Origin of the sequence: Kineosporia sp. NBRC 101731, assembly GCF_030269305.1 — a bacterium.
Classification (GTDB): domain Bacteria; phylum Actinomycetota; class Actinomycetes; order Actinomycetales; family Kineosporiaceae; genus Kineosporia.
Genome location: NZ_BSTC01000013.1, coordinates 111977 through 135609 on the forward strand (window position 1 = coordinate 111977; position 23633 = coordinate 135609).

Genomic DNA, 23633 nt, shown 5'->3' on the forward strand with positions numbered 1-23633 from the left:
GGGCCCAACATTTTTTCCCGGCCTCACTCGCCCATGGTGCCGTGACCCGGGGCGGTGCCCAGCGCGTCGTAGGTGAGCTGGACAGCGCCGCTGGGGTAGCTGACGGCTTCGGTCAGCCGGAGCGCGGCGGGAACGGTGCCCTCGCCGAACACCCGGGTGCCGGTACCGAGCAGAACCGGGTACTGCCAGAGGTTGAGTCGGTCGACGAGGCCCCCGCGCAGCAGGGACTGCAGCAGACCCAGACTCCCGATGACGTGGACGGCCTCGTACCGCTGCTTGACCTGCTCGACGGCCGCCTCGAGACCGGGGTCCAGCAGGTGGGAGTTCTGCCAGGTCAGCGGTTCTTCCAGGGTCTGACTGGCCACGTACTTGGGGACGCGGTCAAGTAGTTCCTTGAACGGGCTGTCCACCGGGGTGGTGGGCCAGTAGGCGGCGAAGATGTCGTACGTGCGCCGGCCCAGGAGCAGAGCGTCCATGGTGCGGGCCTGTTCGAAGATGGCTTCACCGGATGCCTTTTCGGCGAATGGAGCCTGCCAGCCACCGTGCGTGAAGCCACCCGCGGTGTCTTCGTCCGGCTGTCCGGGCGCCTGTGCCACCCCGTCCAGCGTCACGAAGAGCCGGCCCATGGATCTCTCCTCGACGTCGGTGATGCGGTCGCAGAGTAGACCGCGACACCCCGCGGAATTCATCGCCCCGGGGACCCCACCAGGATTCGCCCAGCGATCCCGGGATGACCACTGACGCGTTGTGTACACCTGGTACACCCGGTACCGGGTGTACCAGGTGTACACAACGCAGACCGTCCGGTTTCCTCAATAGCCCGGTGATGATCATCGGCGTTCCCCACCCGGAGTCGCCGCGGCCGACCCGGCGAAGATCATCTTCAAAACACGTCCTGAGGCGTGCCGGTGGTGCTTGACTGATCGGCATGCAGCTCGTTCTGGTCCGTCATGGTCAGTCGACCAACAACGCCCATTTCGCAGCCGAGATCGCCCGGCAGCAGGCGCGCGAGAAAGCGGCGTCCGAGGGTGCGCAGATCGTCGAGGAAGTGGTGGGCTATCCGGCGCGGGTTCCGGATCCCGCCTTGACCGACCTGGGGGTCAGGCAGGCCCAGGCGCTGGGTAAGGCGTTGGAGGCCGGGCGTCTTCCCTTCGTCCCGACCCATCTGTACGCCAGCCCGACGCTCCGCGCGGTCGCGACGGCACGCCCGGTGTCCGAGGCGAGTGGCCTACCGGTGGTTTTGCAGCCTGACGCCTACGAGGTCGGCGGTATCCAGAGCATTGACGAGGACACCGGCGACCGGGTAGCTCATCCCGGGGCGACCCTGGAGGAACTCCAGCGACACGGCGGCGAGCTGCGGGCGCCGGCCGGCCTGTTCCCCGGGACCGGTCAGCCGTGGCACGGCGGCTTCGAGCCGGACTTGGAAGGGGCCCTGCCGCGTGCCCGGCGAGTGCTGTCCAGCCTGCTCGCCGCCCACCGCATGGACGACGTGGTGGTTCTGGTCAGCCACCAGTTCTTCGCCCAGTTCCTGCTCGCCGCCGCCCTGGGCTGGGATTCCCCTCCTTGGATGCGTTTTCGCGTGCACAACACCGGGCACCTGTCGCTCCGGCTGGAGCACGGGCGGGTCGTGACGGAGTGGGTGAACCGGGCCGATCACCTCGAGACGGCAGATGTGACCAACTGAGGGGGTGGCCGGGCTCCGGGAGACGCGCACAAGGGCGGAGGGGTTCACGGGCATTTCACCGGCCCACTGCTCGACGTTCGCAGAAACCCGACCGGACCTGTGCACAATCGGTGCAATGCCTGCGTCCCCTGCTCTGAACCGCCGCACCCTCCTGCGCGCCGCTCTCGCCGGCTCGGCCGGTCTGGCCGCCGGGCCCACCCTGCTCTGTGGCCCGGCCTCCGCCGCCCCGCTCACGGCGACCGCCAACGCCCCGGCGTTCGTCGACTCCTACACGACCAACATCACCGCGAACGTCACCGCCGAAACCAACGCCGCCGTGCGCATTCTGGCCGGTATGAGCCAGCTCTGGCAGACCGGCAGCGCCTGGAACACCGGCACCGTGCTCTCCACCTCGGTGCTGCGCGCGAACATGCAGCACATGGCGCAGGTGACGCGCACCCGTACTCAGGCCCAGGCGGGACGGGCCTTCCTCGCCGACCGCCAGCACCAGAGTTACGCGTCCATCGCCGGACTGGGCCCGCTCGCATCCTTGTACCGGGAGGGCGCGCTCGCCGTCACCGGTATCGTCGAGATCCCCTCCGGCACACCGGCGACCAAACTGGAGGACGCCGTCCCGGCCGGTGCCCCGGTCGGTTCGGCTCTGGGCGCGGGGTCGGCCGACTCCGCACTCGGACAGGTCGTGACCCTGGTCAACCGGCTGCGCGGAACCTACTCCTCGGGAAACCCGGGCAAGGCCGCCTACCAGTATCCGCGGCCCTGGCGCATGACCGTGGACAACCGGGTGGTCGACACCGGCCGGATCGACGAGTTCGGTTACCCCGTCTACGATTCCCCGGTCACGGTGATTCCGCAGCTGCTGCGTCAGCGCAGCACCACCCCGGCTGAGGACGGCGGCTACCCCAGCGGCCACACCAACGCCTTCTACCTGGCCTCGCTCGCCTACGCCTATGCGGTGCCGGAGCGGTTCCAGGAACTCTTCACCTCGGCCGTCGACCTCGCCGACACCCGCGTCCTCTCCGGCATGCACTCGCCGCTCGACGTGATGGGCGGCCGGATCCTGGCCACCGCTCTGGCTGCGGCGATCCTCAACGACCCGGCCAACGCCGCGCTGAAGGCCGCTGCCCACGAGCAGGCCAACTCCTACTTCACCGGCCGGGTCGGGGCCGACCTGATCGGGTACGCCCACAGCGGTGGAACGACGGACGCGTACGCGGACCGTGCGGCGAACCGTCGCCTGGTCGAGGAGAAGCTCACGTACGGCCTGCCGGCCAAGAGGTCGTCCGCACCCATGGTCGTGCCGAAGGGCGCCGAGGTGCTGCTGGAGACCAGGCAGCCCTACCTGACCGCCGCGCAGCGGCGCGAGGTCCTGCGCACGACCGCGCTGACGTCCGGGCACCCTCTGCTCGACGGCCCGGAGAACTGGGGCCGGCTGAACCTCTTCGCCGCTGCCGACGGCTACGCCGCGTTCTCCCGCGATGTCGAGGTGACGATGGACGCGTCCACCCTTGGCTTCTCGGCTCACGACACCTGGCGCAACGACATCAGCGGACGAGGTGGTCTGACCAAATCCGGCACCGGTGCGCTGACTTTGACGGGCGACAACTCCTACCGGGGTGGCACCCGGCTGGTCGGGGGCACGCTCACGGTGGCGGGGAAGAGCGCTGTGGGACGCGGGGACGTGCGGGTGGACGGCGGAACTCTCGAGTTCACCAGCTCAGCCCGGTTGTCGGGGGAGTACCGGCAGCTCGGTGGGGTGCTCAAACTGGCCGGGGCGGTGCGGGTCACGGTGGACGACCACCTGGTGCTGCGCGGCAACCCGGTTCTGCAGGTCGAGGGCAAGGCCGGTGACGTCGCGGTGATCACGGCGGGCCGGGTGCAGGGCACCTTCAAGGACGTACGGGTTCCGCAGGGGCTTCGGGCCGAGGTGGACCACTCCCGCACGGCGATCACAGTGCGTCTGCGTCGTCGCTGACGGGATCGGCGGCGCCCGGGGAGTTTCGTCGGCCGAGGGCGGCGACCCGGTCGAATGGTTTCCCAGGTCGTCAGTCGAGCAGCCCGCGAATGTCGTCGGCGGTGAGTGCGGCCGAGCCCATCGCCTCGCCGTCGAGAACGCTGTTGGTCAGGGCGCTCTTGCGGGCCTTGAGTGCCACTACCTTCTCCTCGATCGTGTTCCGGGCCACCAGCCGGTAGACCATGACGTTACGGGTCTGGCCGATGCAGTGGGCCCGGTCGACGGCCTGGGCCTCGACGGCGGGGTTCCACCAGGGGTCGAGCAGGAAGACGTAATCGGCCTCGGTCAGGTTCAGGCCGGTGCCACCGGCCTTGAGGCTGATCAGGAAGACCGGGGCGGTGCCTTCGCGGAACTGCGAGACCACCCGGGCCCGGTCCTTGGTCTTTCCGTCGAGGTAGCAGTATTCGATGCCCGCCTGGTTCAGGCGATCGGCCGCCCGGCCGAGGAAGCGGGTGAACTGGCTGAACACCAGGATCCGGTGACCTTCGGCCGCGATCTCGGTCAGTTGTTCCATCAGGGCGTCGAGTTTGGTGCTGGGAACACTGTCGTGGGCGGGATCGACCAGCCCGACGTCGAGCGTGGCCTGCCGCAGCAGGGTGAGGGACCGGAAGATCTCGAAGCGGTTGCGGTTCAGGTCACCCAGCAGGCCCAGGACCTTCTGTCGTTCCCGCTGCAGGTACTTCTGGTAGATCTTCCGGTGGCGGGGCGTCAACTCGAGTTCGAGGACCTGCTCCTGCCGGTCCGGCAGATCGGCGGCGACCAGTTCCTTGGTACGGCGCAGCATCAGGGGTGTGATCCGCCGGCGCAGCTGGTCGAGCCGGTCGGGGTCCTGCTCACGCTCGATCGGCGTGCGGTAGTACTCGGTGAAACGCTCGGGGCGGGGGAACAACCCGGGTGAGGTGATCGACAGGAGCGCCCACAACTCCATCAGGTTGTTCTCCATCGGCGTGCCCGTGATAGCGAGCTTGAACGCCGCCGGCAGTTCCCGGGCACACCGGTAACCCGCGCCCTGGTGGTTCTTCACGGCCTGAGCCTCGTCCAGCACCAGGCCCGCCCACTCCAGCTCGCGGTACTGCTCGAACTCCAGGCGGAACAACGTGTATGAAGTGATGACGAGGTCGGCACCGTCGGCGGCGTCAGCCACCTCGTGGCCTCGCCGGGCGGAGGTCGCCGTGATGGTGGAGACCGTGAAACCGGGAGCGAAGCGAGCCGCCTCCTGGGCCTAGTTCGCTGCCACACTGGTGGGCGCCACCACCAGGAAAGGCTTATCGCTCAGACCGTTCTCGCGAGCGTGCAGGAAGAGCGCCAGGGTCTGCACGGTCTTGCCCAGGCCCATGTCGTCGGCCAGCACACCGCCGAGGCGATGATCGAACAGCGTGGCCAGCCAGCGGAAACCGTCTTCCTGATAAGGCCGTAGCGTCGCCTCCAGGCCCGGCCAGACGCACGTCGACGTCAGGCCGCTCGCGCAACAGCGGGATCGTCTGGCTCATCAGACGGGCCGTGGTGACCCCGTGAACCATGCTCTGCGCCAACGGAATCACGCCACTGATCGGGTTCTGCGTCAGGTCGGGGAACTCGGAGAGCAGCGGTCTGATCGCATCGAGGGTGCGGGTCTCGGCCGTGACGTCGCGGCCCGGCGGAATCTGTCCGGGCCGGGTCTGCAAGGGTGAATGGCGACTGGCCGCGCCGAGCCGGTAGGCCCAGGCCCAGTCGAGCTGCATGCGGTGATCGCCCAGGGGCGTCACCGTGAGTTCCAGCACCGGAGGCTGCGCCGCCGGCAGAACCAGCGAGTTGTCGGGGCTGACCACCTCGAGATGACGGCTCAACTGCGGATAGAACTCGGACAGGAAACGTTCCTCGTCGGCCGCCGGGATCGGCGGGATGTCACCTTGGGACAACTGCCAGAACAGCTGAGGAGGGGCCGCCGACAGCCGGGCCAGCCGCAGCCCTTCACCGGGCGAGGGCTGCCAAGCCACCCCGTGCGGAGGATCGGAGATGGGCAGGTATCCCCGCGTGACCTGCTGCCCCGCACCTTCCAGCACCGGTTCGAGCACCAGCCCCGCTTCCCGCCGCTGAAGAAGCACCCGCGCGACCACCGGCTCGTGCAGCACGTGCACCGGCACGGCGCCCCGCCCGGCCATCACCAACGGGAGGCCGGTCTCCTGGATCTCCCGCAGCAGGTCCCACACCCGGCGGCTGATGATCGAGTCGAGCATCAGCACCTTGTCGCGATAACTGTGGTCGTGCGCCGACGGAAGAGCGTGAAGCTCGCGCAGCAGCCGCACCTGTGAGCGAGGCACGAGCGGCATGTGGTACTCGGGATACCCCAGGGAGTACCAGGAAATGTTCGAGCGCACCCAGCCGCCGTTGCGGCCCGGAACGACCGGCCGGACACCGATGCGAAACCCCGGGTCGCTCATGAGCTCGAACTGCAGGGCGACCGGTGGCGCAGCGGCGCTCGCCGGCTCGTGCGGTCGGGGAATGGAGGACGCATGTCGGCGCCCGTGGTCGACCGCGGCGGGTGGGGGTGCGAGCGCGGTGGTCAGCGCGGTCTCCCACGGTGCGGGCTGCGGTGCGGGGGCAGGTTTCGCGCGGGTGCGGCGGGTTTCCTTCGTGCTCTCCGGCGCCGTCGGCTTGTCGAAGTGGGCGAGGATCAGGGCCGCGACGTGCTGACACGGAGCCGCTCCGCAGGCGCACAGGCCTTCGCCGGCCTCGAAGACCCCGTCGGCCCGGTAGCGCGAAGTCACCTCGACCGCGCGAGCCACCTTGCCGTCACGAACAACGCCCCGAACAGCTCCTGACGACGGATCGACCGTGACCTTCTGAACCCGCCCGGACTGTGCCAGAGCCCGGCCGGTGAGCAGAGCGGCCGTGCCGACCAGGCCGTGAACAGCCACCTGGACGTCGGTCAGGTTCAGGACAGCCACGCACGCTCCTCGATCGATCTCACCGCCTGCGAGACCAACCGCAGCCACCGGACACGCTACTCAGGCCGGACGTCAGAACGTCAATCGGAACCGGTGGCCAGGGCCCAGGGGCGACGTCACAGCCTGGCCGGCGACCAGGGTGCCGTACCGGCAGCGCCGCCTATGCGTTGTGTACATCTGGTACATCCGGTACCGGATGTACCAGATGTACACACGGCGTATCTTCCGGTGTCCGCTCCCGGATGGCCGCCTCGTCGCACCGGCTCGGCATCCTCACCGGCAAGGACGTTGCCGACCCCCAGGAGCATCATTCATCGGGGAGCTTTCCGCGGGGAGAGCCACGTCGGCGCGGCGGACCGCGGTCGACCATGACGTCGACCCGCAGCGGTACGGACTGGATCTGGTCGATCTGAAAACCACGATGGTCCAACGGATCGCCGACGGGACGGCGGGGTGGCGTACCTCGTCCACCATCCCACCGACCCCGAAAACCCTGACGCTCCGCGCACTGGTGCGGCGATCGTCCATCATTCGACCGCCCAGCACCGGGATCTGCCGTACGACGCCTCGGGTGTGGCTGCGACGGTTTCCTCGCGGCCGGTTCGGGGACCCGGGACGATCGAGGTCATTCACCGATGAGAAAAGGGCTGGCGACCGGGTCTCCCCAGCTACCAGCCCTTCATTTCTTGCGAAGGCGACCCTGACGGGACTTGAACCCGCGACCTCCGCCTTGACAGGGCGGCGCGCTAACCAACTGCGCTACAGGGCCTTACACGTAGTGCGAACAGCGTACCCCCAACGGGATTTGAACCCGTGCTACCGCCTTGAGAGGGCGGCGTCCTAGGCCACTAGACGATGGGGGCCTATAGAAACGCTCCGGAACATCATGCCTCCGTCGCGAACCTTCAGAAGCTTACGGGATGGAGGATTGGTTCTCCAAAGCGGGGCCGCTCAACGGTCGCAGGGCACCGATGCCCTGCGACCGTTTCGTCGGTTCTAGAGGGCGAGCTCGGAGCTGCTGAAGGCGGTGAACGACGGGTTGATGTCGCTCTCACCGGCCTTGCCGTCGCAGCCGCGCTCCAGGTCGAAGGCCAGATACGTGCCCGAACTGCAGGTGATGGCCATCTCCGCGTCGCCGCCGACCACGATGTCACCGTACAGGTTGGCCCCGGCCTGGATGAGCGCGTTGTCCTTCACGACGGCGTTGCCACTCACCGTGCCGCCGTTGACCCATCCGAGGCCCTCGATGCGGGCGTTGCCCGAGATGGTGCCCGAGAAGACCGCGGCCTTCGGGCCCACGTAAGCCGTCGCGGCGACCTTCGCCCCGGCCGCGACCCAGCCGCCACCGTTGGTGTGCCAGTGACCGCCGTCGGTCGCGGCCGGCTTGGTGTACCCGGCCTCGAAACCGGACGGGGTGGCCCCGGCCACCCGGAACTCGTACGGGAAGCGCTGGGCCTTGGTGTAGCCGTCCTGGAAGCCGTAGTGCGGCACGGCGTCGGGCGTGGCCGTGGTGACCAGCCACACCTCGGTCTCGCCGGGCGCCAGCTGGAGGTCGATGCGGTTGTCGGTGCCGGTCTTGAGCTCCGAATAACGGGGCGTGCCGTTCTTCACCGCCACGAGCCCGAAGGTCCAGCCGGTGGCCCCCGTCTCCGCGTGCCCCTTGAGCCGCAGCGACACCTTGCCGCCGTCCGCGTCGGGCACCAGCTTGATCTTGTTGAAGCCGTAGTCGGACGGAGCCACCCGGGAGTTGATCCGGTAGTGCCCGAGCGAGGCGTCGACCGCCTCGACGTTGCCGCCGTTGTACGCGTCGTTCAGGAAGCCCGCGCCGTACACGTCCTTGATGAACGGGGCCAGCGTCGCCTGATTGCCGAAGTCGTACGTCACCGTGCGCGTGGCGTACTCACCCACCCGCCGGTTCAGCTCGGCCTGCGTGATGCCCGTGATCCGGCGGTAGGTCTCGAGCGGGTGTTCGTCGTCCTTCGCCTCGTTCCAGATCTTGTTGAACATGGCCAGGCCGTCGCGGTCCTTGATGTACTGCATCAGCATCCAGTTGCCGTAGTGATGACGGCTGGAGCTGTAGTAAAGGTTCTCCGAGCGCAGCCAGCGGCTCAGGTCGCCGGCGGCCGTCGTGGGCAGCGCCTGCATCGCCATGAACTCGGCGCTGGTCTCCCAGAACGTGCCCGAGCTGGCGTCGGTGAAGCCCTTCCCCGACTCCCCAAGGAACGTGTAGTTCTGGAAGACGTGGGCCAGCTCGTGCGCCAGACCCCACGACCCCGGAAGCGCGGCACCGGGGGCGATGTTGATGACGCCCACCTTGCCGTCCGCCGACCCACCGGTCGCCCAGTCGCTCAGCTCGGTGCGGTTCCAGGTGTTGGTGACGATCACGTCGATCTTGTACTCGGCCAGCAACCCGTCTTCCGGCGTGAACTCCATGTCGTCCAGGTAGAACGAGTACAGGTTCTCGAGCTGGGTGAGGATGCTGTCCGGGTCGAAATTGTATGGTTCAGCTGCAGACTCAGGATCGGTGCCCGACTTCTCACCCCACAGCAGCTTGAAGTTCGTCGACTCCTTCGACCGGTCCTCACTCCACGGCACCTCGCCGGTCTGCTTCCAGCTGGCGGGGATGTACACGGCCTTGTTCGCAGCCGCGGCGGGCCGGGTCTGGACGATGAACACCCCACCGATCACGACAGACGCGATCAGCAGGGCGATCCATGTGCGCAGGAGCCGCACATCACGGTGAATCACGATGGTTCCCTTCAGGACGGGATGGCCGAGCACTTTCCGTTCGCGGGTCACGTCGGATGGGGGTGCTCGAAGGTTGCCGTCCTGGCGGAATCACTGCGTTTTGCTGGTGATAAGTCTTTCCCGGCGGTTAAAACGCCAGGTCAGCGGAAGCTGCTCACGATGAAGCTCCGGACTCACCGGCCAGTCCTCTGACCACGGCTTCCACCTTCTGGGGATCGCGGTTCAGGTAGTCACGGAGGGGACCTGCCACCTTGCTCCTGAAACCGCGTCCTCTGTCGTAGCAGACGCTACCCGCCGTGGTCGCGAAAATTTCGATCCGAACCAGATTAGTTGATGGGTTTTCCGGCGCCAGGGGCCTCGCTACGCCGGTTCACGTCGCAGAAAACCGTGACGTCTGACTTTGAGAAGTCAACGGACTCCGGAGTGCTGTTCTCCTTGGTGTCGGCTCGAAATGCCTTATCGGAGCTGTCGATGTTACAAGGGAACGAAGAACGTGCAGTGTCGGTGTCTCCACCCACGAGTGTTCCGTCGGCATCACGCCAAACCACAGATACGCCGCGATATATCAAGTTATCGCAGTTTGTATTCGCAACGGTATATTGCAGATGGGCAGATCCATCGGTGTCATGGTCGGTATTCTCGGGAACCAGTGTCGCAACGACCGGGGCGAGCCCATTGCTTGAATCTCCTGACGGCAGCCATGTCGACAGGTCTGGAGTGACGGAGATCGTGGTTGCTGTCGAACGTTCGTCAGCGATGAGAGAGACACCCACCGCGACCTTTTCTCCAGGTTGGATGACAGGAACCTCGATCATGGAGTACCTGCTCTGAGTGTCCAGGATGACGGAGCTTCCCCTGACATCCTGAGCATCGAACGTGACCCGAGTGCGGTAGGCGACCTGGTCGCTGGGGTTCTCGAGTACTGCGCCCATGCTGATGACCGGGAATGCAGCGTTGGTCTTGCCCGCCACCGTGGTAAATCCACTCTCGACGACCTTGACGTCGTGTCCCTCGGGCGCCGACGTGGGATGGGCAGTGGGCGAGGCAGGTTGACAGCTCTGCGTCTCGGTACTGCCTTGTCCGTTACAGGCGATCAACGCGAAGCTCAGGCAGAGGGCGCCGGCTGCCGCCCCTGCAGACCGGAAGGCCATGGTCAGGCTCCTTCCACGCGGAAGGTGTTCGAGTACGACGGACGATCCTGGTACGAAAGTTTGGCGAGTTTGACGGCATGTGCCCGGAGCAGCCTTTGGGCGGCCTCGCCCAAGGAAGCGGTGAAGTCTCGTTCAGACAGGTCGCGCAGGGTCCCACCACGGATGGAAACATGCCATTGCCGTAGTCCCGTACTCCTGAGCTTGATCGCTCCGTTCGCGGACACGCCGATCGCCTCCACCGAGTCTCGGGCCTGCTGTCTTTCACCAACTGAGGAGTTCTGCGAATGATCTGAGCCAGCCAAGTAGTTGCCGGTCACATCCCGGAAGATCCGCCAGTACTCGCGTGTGTGCGCCAGCCACAGCAGATTCGCCAGGGTGGCAATCTTCCGCTCCAGGCCAGCTTCGTCGGAGCGCCGGTAGAGACCCTCCTGAAAAGTCACGGACAGCTGATCGCGTCCCTGCAGCTCGGCCGTCATGCCGTTGTCCGGCGTGCTGACAAAAACTTTCAACTGATTGACCCGTTCGGCCAATTCACCCATGGCTTTTATCCAATCGGGCGGCCGAAGCCGTCATTATCATCTTTGATATTCGCTCGTGTACCGTCGGCCAGAGCAGGGCGTGGTGAAGTGAACTTATCCTGATGAGTGGCCAGAATCCCGAGCGCATAGTCTGCGGATTCCCGAACCTTGTCTTCGCTGGCGTTTATTCTCCTGGTCAGTTCGTCCAGTGAGGCTCTGATCTCATCAATGATCTCTTCGGGGGACTGTCCCGTGAATTTCCCCTCTTTTTTGTCTCCGACTGGCGTCGCACCCGCTACCGCCGCGACCTCACCCACCAAGGTCAATGCCATTTCGGCTTGAGGTACCACAAGAGTGCTCAGGGAAAAAATTGAGCTGAAGACATTCAACGTGAATTGAACATCTTCTGCTCTGCAGTCGCCGACAGCGTCCATCGCGGTCTGTGCGGCATGCGCTATGTCGCAGACATCCAACCTAGCCTGCTCCCAGAGGGCAGCCTCGGCCTCGACCATGCCCACAAGAGCCAACGCGATAGAGAACTGATTCGCGGTCACGTGGGGCCAATGGCCCAAAAAGTTCTCGTGGAACTCCATGGCAGCGAAACCGTCCCAATCGGAAATCAATGAGGCAATCGCGTCCATCTTTCCGAGTTGAGGGTTTGAGCCGACGAATCCGGAGTCTACCGAGATCTCGGCGCCGTCATGATTGAGCTTTGCGGCAGCGCTCGCCACCCAACCTCTCAGCACACGCAGTTCTGCAGGATCGGGCATCCTGTAGAACGGCTCGAAGAGTTCGGCAACTACCTCGAACTGGCCGGTCGTTTCTCGTGTTGGAGGATCAACTTGAATGTCGCTGATGTAATCATGGTAAGTCTTGGTCTTCTCGTCGTACGTAACCTCCTGCGACCGCAACGCGAAAACCAAAGCTGACTGTTGAATGTCCGCCACATGCTGACTTAGCTGTTCGTAGGTCACGGTTCCAGCGCCTCGATTTTGTCGTACCTCTCCTTGAGGCGGTCGTACTCACGGGCGGCGACGTTGTCGGTCTTTGCGTACTCTTCTGCGGCTATGAGCATCGCGTTTCCGGTGTCCTCCATATTCGTCGCCGTGGTGAGCAGCATCTCGACGAGCTGATCACGCAAGTCCTCCCAGGGGGCTTGTGCTGGACCGCGCACGCCACCCAGATGCTCATGGCGCGTCAACAGGACGGCCGTGTTGGGAGCTTTCAGCAGTTTGCTTGCCGCTTCACGGAACTCATCGGCCAACGGAATCACCTTGTGCTGGCCGGCCTGATATAGACGCGCGATATCGACGCCCAAACGCTCGCCCTGGTGCGGCATGGCATCCTCTCTTGGTTACGAGTCAGAAAGGGTATCCCGAGAAGCATTTTCATTTGACCCTTACGGGCTGTGACAGGTCTCACCTCGGAAATATGTGTACTTGGGTATCACGGAAGCGCGACAGGGCTCGGCCGGCCGGGACGCTGTAGGCCCTGGATGGTTAGAGTCGGCGCCAAAGCTCGATTTAGTGCTGGGTTTTACCGGTTGTTGTCGGAACTAGGTTCAGCGATCAACTGGGACGACCAGTTTGAAAGACGTTTCCCATAGCGATTGCTCTCGTCGCGGCACGTTGCACGAGCTGCGTGAGGTCGTCGGCGGGAACGAGGGCCGTGGCTGATTCGAGCACGGCGAGAGAGATCTCCAGGCGGTCGTCTTCCGAGATGCCGTCGAAGGCGCGGGTGTCACCGGCCAGCCCTCGGACCACGGCTTCCACCTTCTGGGGATTGCGGTTCGGGGAGCCACGCAGGCGGCCCACCACCTGCTCCTGGAACTTCGTCCAGTCGAGCGGCTCTTCGGTGTCGACGAACAGGTGGAAGACGACCGTGCCACCCGCGGCCGCGACAGCGACCCGGAGGTCGTCCTCGGCTTCGTCTTCGGACAGGCCGGCGAGGAGCACGCCGAGCTCCTGGCGGCGCATCGGGAGGAAGGCCGAAATCAGCGCCCTGACGTTGTTTCCGTTCACAGCCATGACGGTTGCCTTTCGGGTCGTGCGGTGCTGAGGATCAGCCGGTCTAGGCGTGCTGGGCGTGGTGCCAGGCGAAGTACTCGGCGCGAGTGGCGTTGTTGATCGTGAGCTTGCGGCCGATGAGCTGATCCTGCGCGAGGAGATGAGGCTCTGCGGTCCGGCCCCGGCGGACCGTTCCCTCTCCGTCAACCGTGATGTAGCCGCGCTCGTACAAGGCGTCGCAGCCGAGAAGGCAGGCCGGCATGGCGATGTTCGGGATGTCCAGGCGTTCGGATTCGGTGCACCGGGCGCGGGGTTTGATGTGCGCCGCCACGAGAAGGTCTTCGGGTAGCAGGCGCCCGCACAGAGCGCACTGCGCCTGTGCGCCGGGGCGGCCGGTTCCGATGCCCAGGGCTCCTCGGAGGAAACTCTGCTCCCGGCGGATGCTTTGCAGGCTCAGGCTGTCGGTGGGGCCCAGGAATTCGTGGGCTCGGGTCACGTAGGCCGACGGTTGCGGGCCCAGAGGGCCCTCGAGTTCCGAGGCGATGTTGACCACTGCGAAGCCGAGCTTCCGGAGCGGAGCGGCCACGTTGACGAGATCGCCGCGCCAATGGCCGTCCGCCGGGAGACCGGTGCGGTGACGGGCGCCCAGCAGGATCGCCATGGCGTCCGCCTCGGAGTCGCGGTCGATGATGGCGTACCGGGCTGCCTCGTTGGCCTCGTACTTCTGCAGGAAAGCCGCTTTACCGAGGTCACGCCACTCGTCGAGGGCATCCTGCACCGCGGCCCGGTCCAGTCCGACGGCAATCCCCGCCCGCCGACGTCGCCCCGGTTGCTCTGCCTGCCTCGGGGCCTGAACGTTGCCCAGGTCGATGCCCGCGCCGACGATGACCCGGGAGGCCTGCTCAGGCGTCAGCAGCTGAGTGCCCTGGAAGGAGTACTGCGGGCTGAAGTGCAGGAGCGCGGCCAACTGTGGGTAGCTGACGTCGGCGATCGGCTGGAGTTCGGTGATGCTGTACACGTTCGTCCAGCTGGGCTCGTCCTGCCAGAGAGCGCTGGCCAGGCGTTCGTTCCTCGTCTTGAACCCGAGTGTTCCGATGTATCGCAGTTTGCTTTGACCGGTGAAGAGGACGAGGTCGCCGGGTGTGAGCTGGTCGATGTCCCGGTCGAAGCGGGGCTTGGCTCCCCAGAATCGGGCCAGGCCGTCGTGATGGTGCTTGTCCAGGTCCTGGCGTTCGCCGGAGCTCAGATGCACTGCTACGGCTGGCTCTTTGAACGAGATGGGCGAGTCCATCGTGGTGTGCCAGCGTCCCCTGACTGCCGCTCCGTAGGAGGGAGTCATCAACAAGCGCGGTTGTTTTCTGAGCACGGAGGGGACGACCACTCCGGGAGTTTAGTCCCAATGATCACGTGTTTCCCTTGGGTCTCCTGAGTGAGGGAAGGGTGTTGCTTGCGGACGTCGGGCATCTGACCTGGTCGGACTATGCAACATGCTGGCTGGCGTCGCCCTCACCGGGGAGTGCAGGGTCTGGGCGAGCTCTTCTTGGGCTGGTTGCGCAAGGCTAGATGCATAGCCTTGCGTAAGAATTCTCCTGACCCTGGACGAAAGAGATCTAGTGCCTGTTCAGAACCCTTTCGGGGTGTGCTGTGAAGACCGTCTCCGGGAGCTGAGCGGTGTAGGCATGCCCATGTCTCGGCGTGCTCGGTTAGCCGTCCGCGGCCCTACCGTGCAGCGGTACCGGTCATGATCACTGACCTCGACTGCGGCGGTATGTGGTGATGGTGTGCCATGCGCGCAGGGCTGGGTCGATCTCTTCCCGCCACCATATGCCCGAATGATCCTTTATGGTCACTTTTGGTAACAGGATGTTCGCTCTATGGGTCTGAAGTATCCACGGCCTGGCCATTAGTTGCGCGGAGGATAGTATCCTCGATGTTACTAACATCGAGGCTAGGGGGCGACATGGTTGAGTTTGTTGGTCGTGAGCACGAGCTGGCCGTGCTGGACGGCATGCTCGACTCGGTGCTGCGGTCAGCGAGCGCTGATCCGCGGCCCGGCAAATGCCTGTTGATGCGGGGGCGTCGACGGATCGGCAAGTCCAGCCTGGTCGAGGCGTTCGCCGACCGAGCACAGGTGCCCTTCATGTTCTTCACTGCGGCGGGGGCTTCGGAGGAGCTCGAACTCGAAGCGTTCGTCGAGGCTGTCGTCACGTCGAGCCTTCCCGACCGCGCGGTCTTTGAAGAGTCCAGGCCCGGCAACTGGAGCGCGGCTCTACGGCAGTTGGCCGGCGTCCTGCCGGACGACCGTCCAAGCATCGTCGTGATTGACGAGGCGCCCTATCTCATGGAACGGGTGGACGCGTTCGAGGGCATCCTGCAACGCTCCTGGGACCGCGAACTGAGTCGTAAACCGGTGCTGCTCATTCTCGTCGGTTCGGATCTGGCCATGATGGAGGCCCTGGATTCCTACGGGCGCCCCTTCCATCAGCGGGGAACGCAGCTGGTGCTCGGGCCGCTGAATCCCTTCGAGGTGGCACAGATGCTGCACCTGGAGCCGGTGGATGCCTTCGATGCCAGCCTCGTCACGGGGGGCCTGCCGTTGATCTGTGCGAACTGGTCGACGGGAGCAGATCTCTGGCAGTTCCTGGCCGAAGAGCTAGCTAATCCGGTCTCGCCGCTGCTGGTCTCGGCCGAACGTTCCCTGGCTGCAGAATTTCCGGACACCGCGATGGCCGGTACGGTGCTGCAGGCGATCGGGAGCGGCGAGCGCACGTTCAGTAATATTGCCCGGGCGGCGGGTGGTATCGCACACAGCACTCTGAACCGTGCGCTCGAAATACTCGTCAACAAGCGGATAGTCGTTGCGGAACAACCATTATCCACACAGCCGTCTAAGGAGAAGCACTACGTCGTTGCGGACCCGTACCTACGCTTCTGGCTGACGTTCGTCGGACCGCATTTGGCCGAGGTCGAGCGTTTACGTGGCGACATCACTCTGGACCGTATCCAGCAGCGTTGGGTGAGCTGGCGCGGGCGGGTGATCGAGCCACTCCTGCGTGAGTCTCTGGCCCGGTTGTTACCCAGTGCCGGTCTTCCGTCAGCACCGGCCGTAGGCGCCTACTGGACCCGCTCGAACAGCGTGGAGATCGACGTTGTCGGAGCCGATCGTGCTCCGATCGCGAAGGAATTGCTGTTCGTCGGCTCAATGAAGTGGCTGGAGCGTTCGCCTTTCGACGCTCATGACCTGGTCGCGCTTCAGCGGCAGAGGGCGCAGCTCACGTCGGCGCCGATCCCATTGCTGGCGATCAGTCGAAACGGCGTGGATCCGACGCTGAATGGTTTGGACGCAGCCTTCGGCCCCGAAGACCTGTTCGAGGCTTGGCGGCCGCGAGGCTGACACCCAATGTGATGGGCTAGCTGTTCAGCGCGGCATCAACCCTGCACGGATAGAGGTTGCCCTCGGCCGCCCCGATGGCCAGGCCCAGGGTCTCCCAGTTTCGGGAAAATGCCTCGATCCTTGCCGAATACGGAGTTCTAAAATTCCGCTCATGCATCGAATTAGCACCCGCGAACTGAGCCGGAACACCAGCCAGATGCTGGCCCGGGTCAGCAGCGGTGAGTTGCTCGAGATCACTGATCGAGGGCGTCCGATCGCCAGGCTCGTGCCGGTCACCAACGATCAGTCCGTGCTGGCCCGACTGGTTGCTTCCGGGAAAGCCAGCATGCCGATCTGCACTGGCCCCCTGCCGTTGCCGCCGGAGTGGGGAAATGTGGAGGTCGACGCGGCCGACATGATCGCGACCCTGCGCGACGAGGAACGCTGGTGATCTATTTGGACACCGGCTTCCTGTCCGTTACGCAGCCTTCCGGCCTGATGACACGCATGGATTGAGATCGCATGTTCGTTTAGTGACATGGGCCCAGGATGCATGTCACACAATGGCGAGATCACTGACATGCACCGCCTCTACCTGCAGCTTTGTCGGATCCCGATGACCAGAAGGAGCATCGCGGTTGCCGTAGGCCGTGGTCAGAGATGTAGACGGGGTAGCTGCGCGGCCCTGGCCACAGACACCTCCCTCCGACCCACCGTGCCCCGCGCGGTGTACCGCGGTAGATGCCGGCGACCGTGAGTTGCTCTCGATCAGCCTTCCGGCTTGTCTTCATCCCGCCGTCGTCCGCGCCAGGAAATCCCGCTGGAGATCTTCCCGGCCACCGCGCCGGCCCGGTTCAGGGTCTCGTTGCCCAAGGTCCGGGCCGCATCCACGCCCTGCGCTCCCACTCCCAGGGCCTTGTCCTTCACCTCTGTGGCCGCGGCTGTCCAGGCTCTGGCCTGTGCCTCCTGGTCGCTCGACTCGATGCTGAGTCTCCTGCGGAAGTCGTGCACGCCGGCCGCGACGTGATTGCTCGACTGGACCACGGCGGGGGCCTCGAAGGGGTTCAGCAGCACGTTCGCGTTGGCTGTTTCCACCGCTGCGCCCATCCTGGCCAGCAGGCGCTCGGTGCTGCGCGAGATGTGCTCCAGCCGGTTCTGCCGGGCGGTCTTCAGGCCGAGGCGATGTCCGTCCAGTTCTTCGGGGGACTGGTCCATCACCCGGTCGAGTTCGAGCACGGCAATGGCGTCTTGTAGCTGGAAGCTGCGGGCCAGGACGGCGAGCCATTCCCGGACGACGGACTCGGCTTCCTTGGTCGTGGCGGCGATCTCGCTGATGTAGGTCTTCGACTCCATCGTGTCGGCGAGCGCGTCGAGCTGGAGCAGCGCGTAGGCCTGGGTCTCGGCGACGGTGGTCGGTGCGGTCTGCACCTTCGACCACATGATGTCGTCGACCCGGCCTCGCTGCTCGCGGAGGGTCATGGTCTCGTCGATGACGAGGCCCGATCCGATCATGCGGGCCAGGACGGCGTCTTTCTGGGCCTGGAGGACGTCGTCGACCTTCTGGTCAATCGCGGCCAGGTAGTCGGTGATTTCGTCCATGCTCTGCTTCATCGCGAGCTGGGCCATGATTCCGGCGGCGCCGGCGAGGATGGCCGGGTTGGCCACCAGCGCCTGAGGCGACACAGGCCCCTTCGCAAACTCGACGAAGCCTTTGATCTGGCCTTTCTGGCCCTTCAGCACACCTGTGCTCAGTCCTGAAGTAGAGCTCTTGCGAAGTCCGAATTCCGCAATTCGACCGGCCGAGTCGGAGCTCAATTGAACCCAGCGTCCGGTATTGGCAGCGATCTCCGAACCCGCTTGGGCAGCAATAGATCCGGTGCGCAGAACCGACTTGAGCCGAGGCAGCCCAAGCTCCTTCGACGGCAGCCCTTCCGACGCGAGAAAACGCTCGACGTCCGCGGCCTCGCCGATGACCGCTAACCCGTCACCGTCACTGATCAGCTGGATCTCGTGCTCCATCATTCGCTCCTGACAAACTTTCGGTGTTCTCGGGTTGTCCTGACCAGCGGGCACGCGAACGTCTACGCGCCCTCTTCGCCAGCCAGCACGTCTACCATTTCCGGTGGGATCAGAAACGCCTGCGCAATTCCCTCTTTGTCGAAATCCGGCCGCAGGCAGGGCTGGACCTCACGCGGCAGCACCCCGGAGTTCTTCAGGTACGAAGTGATCCGCGAGCACGGACGAGTGAATCCCCGCAGCATACGGTCACTGTCGAAGTTGCAGATCTCGAAAATCTCTTCCCGGCTGACAGATCCGCCGTTGGCCGCGGCCTGCCGGATGACGTCGGCCTGCGGGTAGCCCTCGTCATCCAGTTGCTCGATCAGGGCCGTTACCGCAGCCGCGGGCCAGACATCCTGAGCCGTCTCCTGGCTGACGCGCGCGGCATCGACGACGGACGAGTGTCGCACCGGCGCCTTCAGCACGGATCCGCGGTTGAGGAACTGGACAGGACGCAGCATGAAGAATCGGTGACCACAGAACTGGTCGAATTCCCGGACCAGTTCGGGGCGCGGTCCGAGGAACTGGTTGCGGTGCTTCCACCACCAGTCGTCCTTCTCGTCGCCGGTGACCAGAATCAGGTCCAGGTCGCGGCGCTTGGCTTCCGCCATGGACTGCGACCAGACCAGATAGTCCCCGGCCGAGCCCTCCTCGAGATCCGATTCCTCTTTGGAGATGTCACGGAAGCCCGGCGGTGTCTTGCTCTTGGCCCGCACTTTTCCCTCGGCGATCGCCTTCTGCCATGCTCCCGCGTCAGGTATCGGGCCCACTTTGCCGACCAGAAGCGTCTCCAATCGCTGGAGGACGGGGTCGGTCACCGACGGACTGACGGCTTGCGGGGGAGCGTGCATCAGGACGGTCTTCGCCACCTCGTCATGCGCTGAAGCCAGCACCTTGCGCAGCCGGACGGCCTCGTCCGGATCGACGGCGATGGATTTGACCCACTGGTTGATCGCATCGGCGCCCGCGCGCTGCTGCTTCTCGAGGGCGGCGATCACCGCGTCGGTGGCCGATCCGCGACCGGTGAGCACGCTCAGTCGTCCGCGCCAGAACTCCCGCATGACCTGCGGCGGAATCCACAGCCGGTCGCCCAGGCTCCCCAGTACCCCCAGAAGGTCGTCGCAGGTGCCTTCGGCGTAGCGGTAGAGGTTGAGCAGCAGGTTGGTGTCCACCACGACCAGCGCCTTCGTCAGGGCCTGGTCGATCTCACTCCGGTCGATGATCCGGTAGCCCGGATAGTCGCGGTACATGTCCACATTCACGGCGGTCTCACTCATCGTCGACCATTCCCGCCCGGGCCCGGTCCAGCACCTCTTCGGGGCTGAGCGGGCCGCCGTCGTGGCTCAGCATCATCGGGGCGTGGATCTTGACGAAGGGTTGACCTCCGACCCCGACGTAGAACTGCCCGATGCCCAGCGTGCCGATGTCCGTCGCGTCGCCGCCCGACTGCCGGGCGATCTCGCGGGCGGTCTGAATCTGCGCAGGGGCATTAAGCCGCCCGTAGAACTGGGTGGACGCGTTGCCCGGGATCCGATTGTGCAGTCCCCGGGGTGCCTGGGTCGCGAAAATCAAACCCAGTCCGTACTTTCGTGCCTGTGAGGCGAGGGCGAGGGTGCTGTGGGTGGACGGGGTCAGGGCGCCGGAGGGGGCGATGGTCTGGGCCTCGTCCATCACCAGAAGCCCACCCAACGGCACGTCGCGGGCCGGATGCTTCTTGAACCAGCCGAACAGCGCCATCTGCAACTGGCTGATGAAGTGCTGACGTTGTTCGTCGCCTTCCAGCCCGATCATGCTGATGACGGAGATCCGGGCGCGTTTTCCGGCGGTCGGGGTGAGGAGCTGCGCCGGGTCAACGGGCGTTCCGACGCCCCCGAACAACGGGTCATTGACCATATTCGCCCGCATCGTCTGGGCCATTTCGGCGGCGATCTTCGGAGCCTGATCCAGATCACTGGCCTGCTCGGGAAGCTCGGCCAGCAGATCGGCCAGACTCTGCAAAGGCCCGCCTCCGCTGCGGGCGAAGAACTCGATCGACTGTTTCAGTACGGCTCTTTGGATCTCGGCCCGGCGGGTGGGCCCGTCGGCGCGAACCCGACCCGATAATGCGTTCACGGCCATCTGAACGGCCTGCTGAAACTCGTCCGCATCGTTGAGCAGTTCAGAGAAGTCCGGTAGGGGCTGGAAGGTCAGCGGCCGACCACTGGTGCGCAGCGGTGTCCACACCACCACCTCGCACGTCTCGTGAAACTCCCGGGCGCGCTCCGCGTCCCCTTTTTGCCATTCCGGGGGAGGAGAGGTCGCGGGGTCACCGAGGCGGGCCAGGTCGTAGTTGGGATCCAGAACAATGGACGAGACACCCCGCAGAGCGCACTCTTCGATAATGCGGCGCAGCAGAACAGTTTTGCCCGATCCACTGCCGGCGAAGACTGCAATGTGCCGACGCAGGGACTCCAGGTCCAAGACCAACTGGCCTGATACGTCCACCAGCCGCCCGACCGGGACACCGGCAACGATCTCAGGTTCTGGTTCTTCCGGAACAGGATCGTAGGCCGTCAGAAAGGACTCCGACAGCACCTGGCTGAACAGCGTCGTCGTGCTGGCCGGCCGCCGGCTCACGATCCAGGCGCGCAGCAACGCGTCCCGCTCGGTCAGCATCAGCTGCAAAGCGTGGAGCACGCGAATGTCTTCGTCCGTGAATTCCGTGATGGTTCCACCGGCGGTCTTGAACGCCTTGGTCTCGCTCTGTGTCTTGGTTCCGGATGACCAGGGGGTGTTCCGCACAATGATCAGATTGCGGGTCTCATCACCCGGCTGGAAACCGGAAACCGAAATGGCCGACCGTAGTTTGGTCAGCGCCGAATAAGCGTGCGCGGTATTGATGACACGGAAGGAGTAGTGACTTTCCGACTCGGTCTTCTCGTGAAACGTGAAGCGCAGTCGTGCGTGCAGCGACGGCTTCTTGCCCGGCTTCGGATCCAGCGTGAAGGCTGACGCCCGATCGCCCTGCTCCAGGACCCAGGTCTGCAGACCCGCAGCCAGCCAGTCCGGGCCCACCACATCGTCCGCGTGCTGGTCGGTCGCTTGGCCCAGATCTGCCTGCGCCTTCAGCTCGTCGAAGCGCTGATCGAGGCGCTTGAGCTCGATCTCGCGTTCATCGGTGACAATGGGGGACGTTTGCGAGCCACCATCGTCCAAATGTGCAAGTTCCAGGAGTGTTTCGGTATCCAGGCAGTACTGGACGTGCGCATCGATACGCTGCAGCAGGGCGCGGGGCGTGTAGTTGACGGCCTCGTTCAAGGCCTGCTGTGTGATCGGCCAGGTGGGGTAGGGCGGGGTGAAGCCGACCTCGTGGTACTTGGCGGTGAATCGCTTGGCCACGAATTCGGTGGCGATCTCCGTGCGGTTGATGCCCTGGAGGATTTGAGGATCGCGGAATCGGTCGCGGGCCGAGCTGATGCTGCGCGTCTTGAGCAACGTCCAAGTGTTGGGCTGACAGGCCAGAACGGTCAGCGTGCGCCGCGTCAGGTCGCGCAGCATCATGACCCCCTGGGCGACGTGCTGGACGGCCTCGTCCCGACCTTCGTCCTGAGTGTCAGCAGCTACCGAGGCCGGTGATGCGGAGGCATGAGCGATCAGCGGATCGATCTGGTCCATGGCCAGCACGCTGTGCCCGGTCACGGCGACCAGACGGAAAATGTCCTGGACAATCAGCTCGACCGGCCGGGCCCCGCGAATGCCCCACTGGCGCAGCTCTTCGAGATCCTGGTCGGGGGAGGCGACGAGCCAGTTGCGGGCGACGGACTGAACCGACTCGTCCAATGCTCCATACATCATCAGAGCCCTTGCCGTATCGGCAATCTCGGGCCCGAGACCGGAACCGCGCCGACCCAGTCCGGCGACAAAATTATCCAGCGTTGCTCGGTCGACCTGCTCGTTCGAAGCGCGCTGAGCTCTTCGAGAGGTCCCGCCGATCAGGTCGAGCCGGGTCAGCAGGATGTCGATCTGGTGTGAACGGCCGGGCGTCGGTCGCCACAGACCGTCCAGCACGCCTTCCATCACGTTGGTCCAGAACGCATCGCCGCGCGTCAGCCCGACCAGGAAGAAGTAGCCGTCGTCGCGCTGCACCTCATTACGTAACCAGGCGATGAGGTGCGTCTTGCCCGACCCTTTGTTGCCCTCGATGATCAGGCCCAGCGGGCTCGGCCCGTCGCTCTTCTGCGCGTCTTCCACCCCGGCCTGCAGTCGTCGGGCGGTGGCGTGGTTCAGATCGGTGACGTGCTCACGGGGAGGGTGCCAGATGTCGTCGAGCGTCATCGTCCACTCGAACCGCAGGGACGACAGCGCGGTGAACTCCTCGCCCGTCAGCTTCCTCACGAGGTAGCCAGCCGGATGAGGTGGTGGTCTTCGCCTCCTATCCGAACCGCGGCAGCGCGGTCGGCGGCGCTGAGCCGGCGTTCGTCGGCGTCGGCCATGATGACCAGATCCGGCCCCTGGTACGCGGCGCTGAGGGCGGCATCCAGTTCGTCACGAGCGACGTCGGACAGGTGCGAACGCAGCTGCGACAAGGCAACCCATTCACCCGGAGCCTCGGCGAGCTCGGCCACGGCCTCCCGCAGGCGAATGCCGAGATCCTTGGCCGGGGGAGCGAAAATGACATCAGCGCTCTGGTTGGTCTGGTCCAGGAACTCGCTGACCCGGCTGAGGATCAGGTACATACCCCGCGTGCCAGTGTCGGCCCGGGGCGGGTAGGGCTGGGAGAACTCCTTCTTGGCCCAGTCCCAGCCCTCGTCGGTGAGTTCGTGCCGCAGCTCCCGCCCGACCTTCGGGCTGTTGACCAGGCCCGCTTCGTTCAGCCGGTGACGGGCGTCGCCGGTCAGGTCCAGCCCGCACCGCGCTTTCAGCTCCCGGTTGCTGACATCGGTGGCGACGGCCATCAGTGACAGAAGCACAACACGGTCTCTGGGGGTCAGGTGCGGATCCGGACGCGGCATCAGGGCTCTCCATGGCTGGCCAACGAAATGGGGCTTTGGGCACGTTATGTGCTCTCGCCGGCGGGCAGGGGGAGACGGCCGATGGGTGCGGTGTGCGTTCATCGTGCGGGCAGTTACGCGGACTTGACGGTCGAGGTCACGGACTGTGTTGGCGGTCCGCCTTCAG

16 protein-coding genes, 2 tRNA genes and 1 pseudogene are annotated in these 23633 nt (G+C 65.2%); 4 read left to right on the top strand and 15 right to left on the bottom strand.

What is annotated here, in order from left to right:
* Positions 1–23: 23 nt before the first annotated feature.
* Positions 24–626, bottom strand: a complete 603-nt coding sequence (locus tag QSK05_RS28650) for a dihydrofolate reductase family protein (RefSeq protein WP_285600477.1) — start codon at positions 624–626, stop codon at positions 24–26.
* Positions 627–928: 302 nt separating this feature from the next.
* Between QSK05_RS28650 and QSK05_RS28655 the strand changes: the two genes are divergently transcribed.
* Both QSK05_RS28655 and QSK05_RS28660 read left to right on the top strand, forming a co-directional pair.
* Complete coding sequence (locus QSK05_RS28655; protein ID WP_285600478.1) at positions 929–1684, top strand: histidine phosphatase family protein; 756 nt, start codon at positions 929–931, stop codon at positions 1682–1684.
* A 115-nt stretch (positions 1685–1799) separates the two neighbouring features.
* Complete coding sequence (locus QSK05_RS28660) at positions 1800–3656, top strand: phosphatase PAP2 family protein (RefSeq protein WP_285600479.1); 1857 nt, start codon at positions 1800–1802, stop codon at positions 3654–3656.
* A gap of 70 nt (positions 3657–3726) precedes the next feature.
* Here the strand turns inward: QSK05_RS28660 and QSK05_RS36695 are convergent.
* The 10 genes and pseudogenes from QSK05_RS36695 to QSK05_RS28720 all read right to left on the bottom strand — a co-directional run.
* Positions 3727–5124, bottom strand: a pseudogene (locus QSK05_RS36695) (DEAD/DEAH box helicase); the annotation flags it as partial.
* A gap of 2193 nt (positions 5125–7317) precedes the next feature.
* A tRNA-Asp gene (locus tag QSK05_RS28680) sits at positions 7318–7391 on the bottom strand.
* Between the two features lie 21 nt (positions 7392–7412).
* Positions 7413–7485 (bottom strand) — tRNA-Glu (locus QSK05_RS28685).
* Positions 7486–7618: 133 nt separating this feature from the next.
* Positions 7619–9370, bottom strand: coding sequence for a DUF6055 domain-containing protein (locus QSK05_RS28690; RefSeq protein WP_285600481.1), 1752 nt, complete (start codon positions 9368–9370; stop codon positions 7619–7621).
* A gap of 326 nt (positions 9371–9696) precedes the next feature.
* Entirely contained in the window at positions 9697–10521 is an 825-nt protein-coding gene (locus QSK05_RS28695) for a hypothetical protein (protein ID WP_285600482.1), read from the bottom strand.
* Positions 10522–10523: 2 nt separating this feature from the next.
* Positions 10524–11060 (bottom strand): hypothetical protein, encoded by a 537-nt coding sequence (locus QSK05_RS28700; RefSeq protein ID WP_285600483.1) that lies wholly within the window; start codon positions 11058–11060, stop codon positions 10524–10526.
* Positions 11061–11065: 5 nt separating this feature from the next.
* A complete protein-coding gene (locus QSK05_RS28705) occupies positions 11066–12013 on the bottom strand; it encodes a hypothetical protein (protein WP_285600484.1) in 948 nt (315 codons plus the stop codon).
* Positions 12010–12378, bottom strand: coding sequence for a hypothetical protein (locus tag QSK05_RS28710; RefSeq protein WP_285600485.1), 369 nt, complete (start codon positions 12376–12378; stop codon positions 12010–12012). Before QSK05_RS28710 ends, QSK05_RS28705 begins: the two co-directional genes overlap by 4 nt.
* 229 nt (positions 12379–12607) lie before the next feature.
* Positions 12608–13066 (bottom strand): hypothetical protein, encoded by a 459-nt coding sequence (locus QSK05_RS28715; RefSeq protein ID WP_285600486.1) that lies wholly within the window; start codon positions 13064–13066, stop codon positions 12608–12610.
* Positions 13067–13109: 43 nt separating this feature from the next.
* Positions 13110–14297, bottom strand: a complete 1188-nt coding sequence (locus QSK05_RS28720) for a ScoMcrA-related endonuclease (protein ID WP_285600487.1) — start codon at positions 14295–14297, stop codon at positions 13110–13112.
* A 708-nt stretch (positions 14298–15005) separates the two neighbouring features.
* Between QSK05_RS28720 and QSK05_RS28725 the strand changes: the two genes are divergently transcribed.
* Positions 15006–16439: an AAA family ATPase gene (locus QSK05_RS28725; RefSeq protein ID WP_285600488.1), complete on the top strand. Its 1434-nt coding sequence runs from the start codon at positions 15006–15008 to the stop codon at positions 16437–16439.
* Between the two features lie 151 nt (positions 16440–16590).
* Positions 16591–16869: a type II toxin-antitoxin system Phd/YefM family antitoxin gene (locus QSK05_RS28730; protein WP_285600489.1), complete on the top strand. Its 279-nt coding sequence runs from the start codon at positions 16591–16593 to the stop codon at positions 16867–16869.
* A 317-nt stretch (positions 16870–17186) separates the two neighbouring features.
* Here the strand turns inward: QSK05_RS28730 and QSK05_RS28735 are convergent, their stop codons facing one another.
* The 4 genes from QSK05_RS28735 to QSK05_RS28750 form a co-directional block, all read right to left on the bottom strand.
* Positions 17187–18437 carry a hypothetical protein gene (locus QSK05_RS28735; protein WP_285600490.1) on the bottom strand — a complete coding sequence of 417 codons (1251 nt, stop codon included), beginning with the start codon at positions 18435–18437 and terminating at the stop codon, positions 17187–17189.
* A 62-nt stretch (positions 18438–18499) separates the two neighbouring features.
* Positions 18500–19726, bottom strand: coding sequence for a PIN-like domain-containing protein (locus QSK05_RS28740; RefSeq protein WP_285600491.1), 1227 nt, complete (start codon positions 19724–19726; stop codon positions 18500–18502).
* Between the two features lie 19 nt (positions 19727–19745).
* Positions 19746–22790 (bottom strand): ATP-binding protein, encoded by a 3045-nt coding sequence (locus QSK05_RS28745; RefSeq protein WP_285600492.1) that lies wholly within the window; start codon positions 22788–22790, stop codon positions 19746–19748.
* 56 nt (positions 22791–22846) lie between these two features.
* The gene (locus tag QSK05_RS28750; RefSeq protein ID WP_285600493.1) at positions 22847–23425 is read right to left on the bottom strand and encodes a hypothetical protein; all 579 of its coding nucleotides are present in this window, start codon (positions 23423–23425) and stop codon (positions 22847–22849) included.
* Between the last annotated feature and the right edge of the window lie 208 nt (positions 23426–23633).

Bases quoted from the DNA above. Each gene is read 5' to 3' on its own strand.
- QSK05_RS28650 (WP_285600477.1), bottom strand. From the start codon at position 626: ATGGGCCGGCTCTTCGTGACGCTGGACGGGGTGGCACAGGCGCCCGGA.
- QSK05_RS28655 (WP_285600478.1), top strand. From the start codon at position 929: ATGCAGCTCGTTCTGGTCCGTCATGGTCAGTCGACCAACAACGCCCAT.
- QSK05_RS28660 (WP_285600479.1), top strand. From the start codon at position 1,800: ATGCCTGCGTCCCCTGCTCTGAACCGCCGCACCCTCCTGCGCGCCGCT.
- QSK05_RS28695 (WP_285600482.1), bottom strand. From the start codon at position 10,521: ATGGCCTTCCGGTCTGCAGGGGCGGCAGCCGGCGCCCTCTGCCTGAGC.
- QSK05_RS28700 (WP_285600483.1), bottom strand. From the start codon at position 11,060: ATGGGTGAATTGGCCGAACGGGTCAATCAGTTGAAAGTTTTTGTCAGC.
- QSK05_RS28710 (WP_285600485.1), bottom strand. From the start codon at position 12,378: ATGCCGCACCAGGGCGAGCGTTTGGGCGTCGATATCGCGCGTCTATAT.
- QSK05_RS28715 (WP_285600486.1), bottom strand. From the start codon at position 13,066: ATGGCTGTGAACGGAAACAACGTCAGGGCGCTGATTTCGGCCTTCCTC.
- QSK05_RS28725 (WP_285600488.1), top strand. From the start codon at position 15,006: ATGGTTGAGTTTGTTGGTCGTGAGCACGAGCTGGCCGTGCTGGACGGC.
- QSK05_RS28730 (WP_285600489.1), top strand. From the start codon at position 16,591: ATGCATCGAATTAGCACCCGCGAACTGAGCCGGAACACCAGCCAGATG.
- QSK05_RS28735 (WP_285600490.1), bottom strand. From the start codon at position 18,437: ATGGAGCACGAGATCCAGCTGATCAGTGACGGTGACGGGTTAGCGGTC.
- QSK05_RS28740 (WP_285600491.1), bottom strand. From the start codon at position 19,726: ATGTACCGCGACTATCCGGGCTACCGGATCATCGACCGGAGTGAGATC.
- QSK05_RS28745 (WP_285600492.1), bottom strand. From the start codon at position 22,790: ATGACGCTCGACGACATCTGGCACCCTCCCCGTGAGCACGTCACCGAT.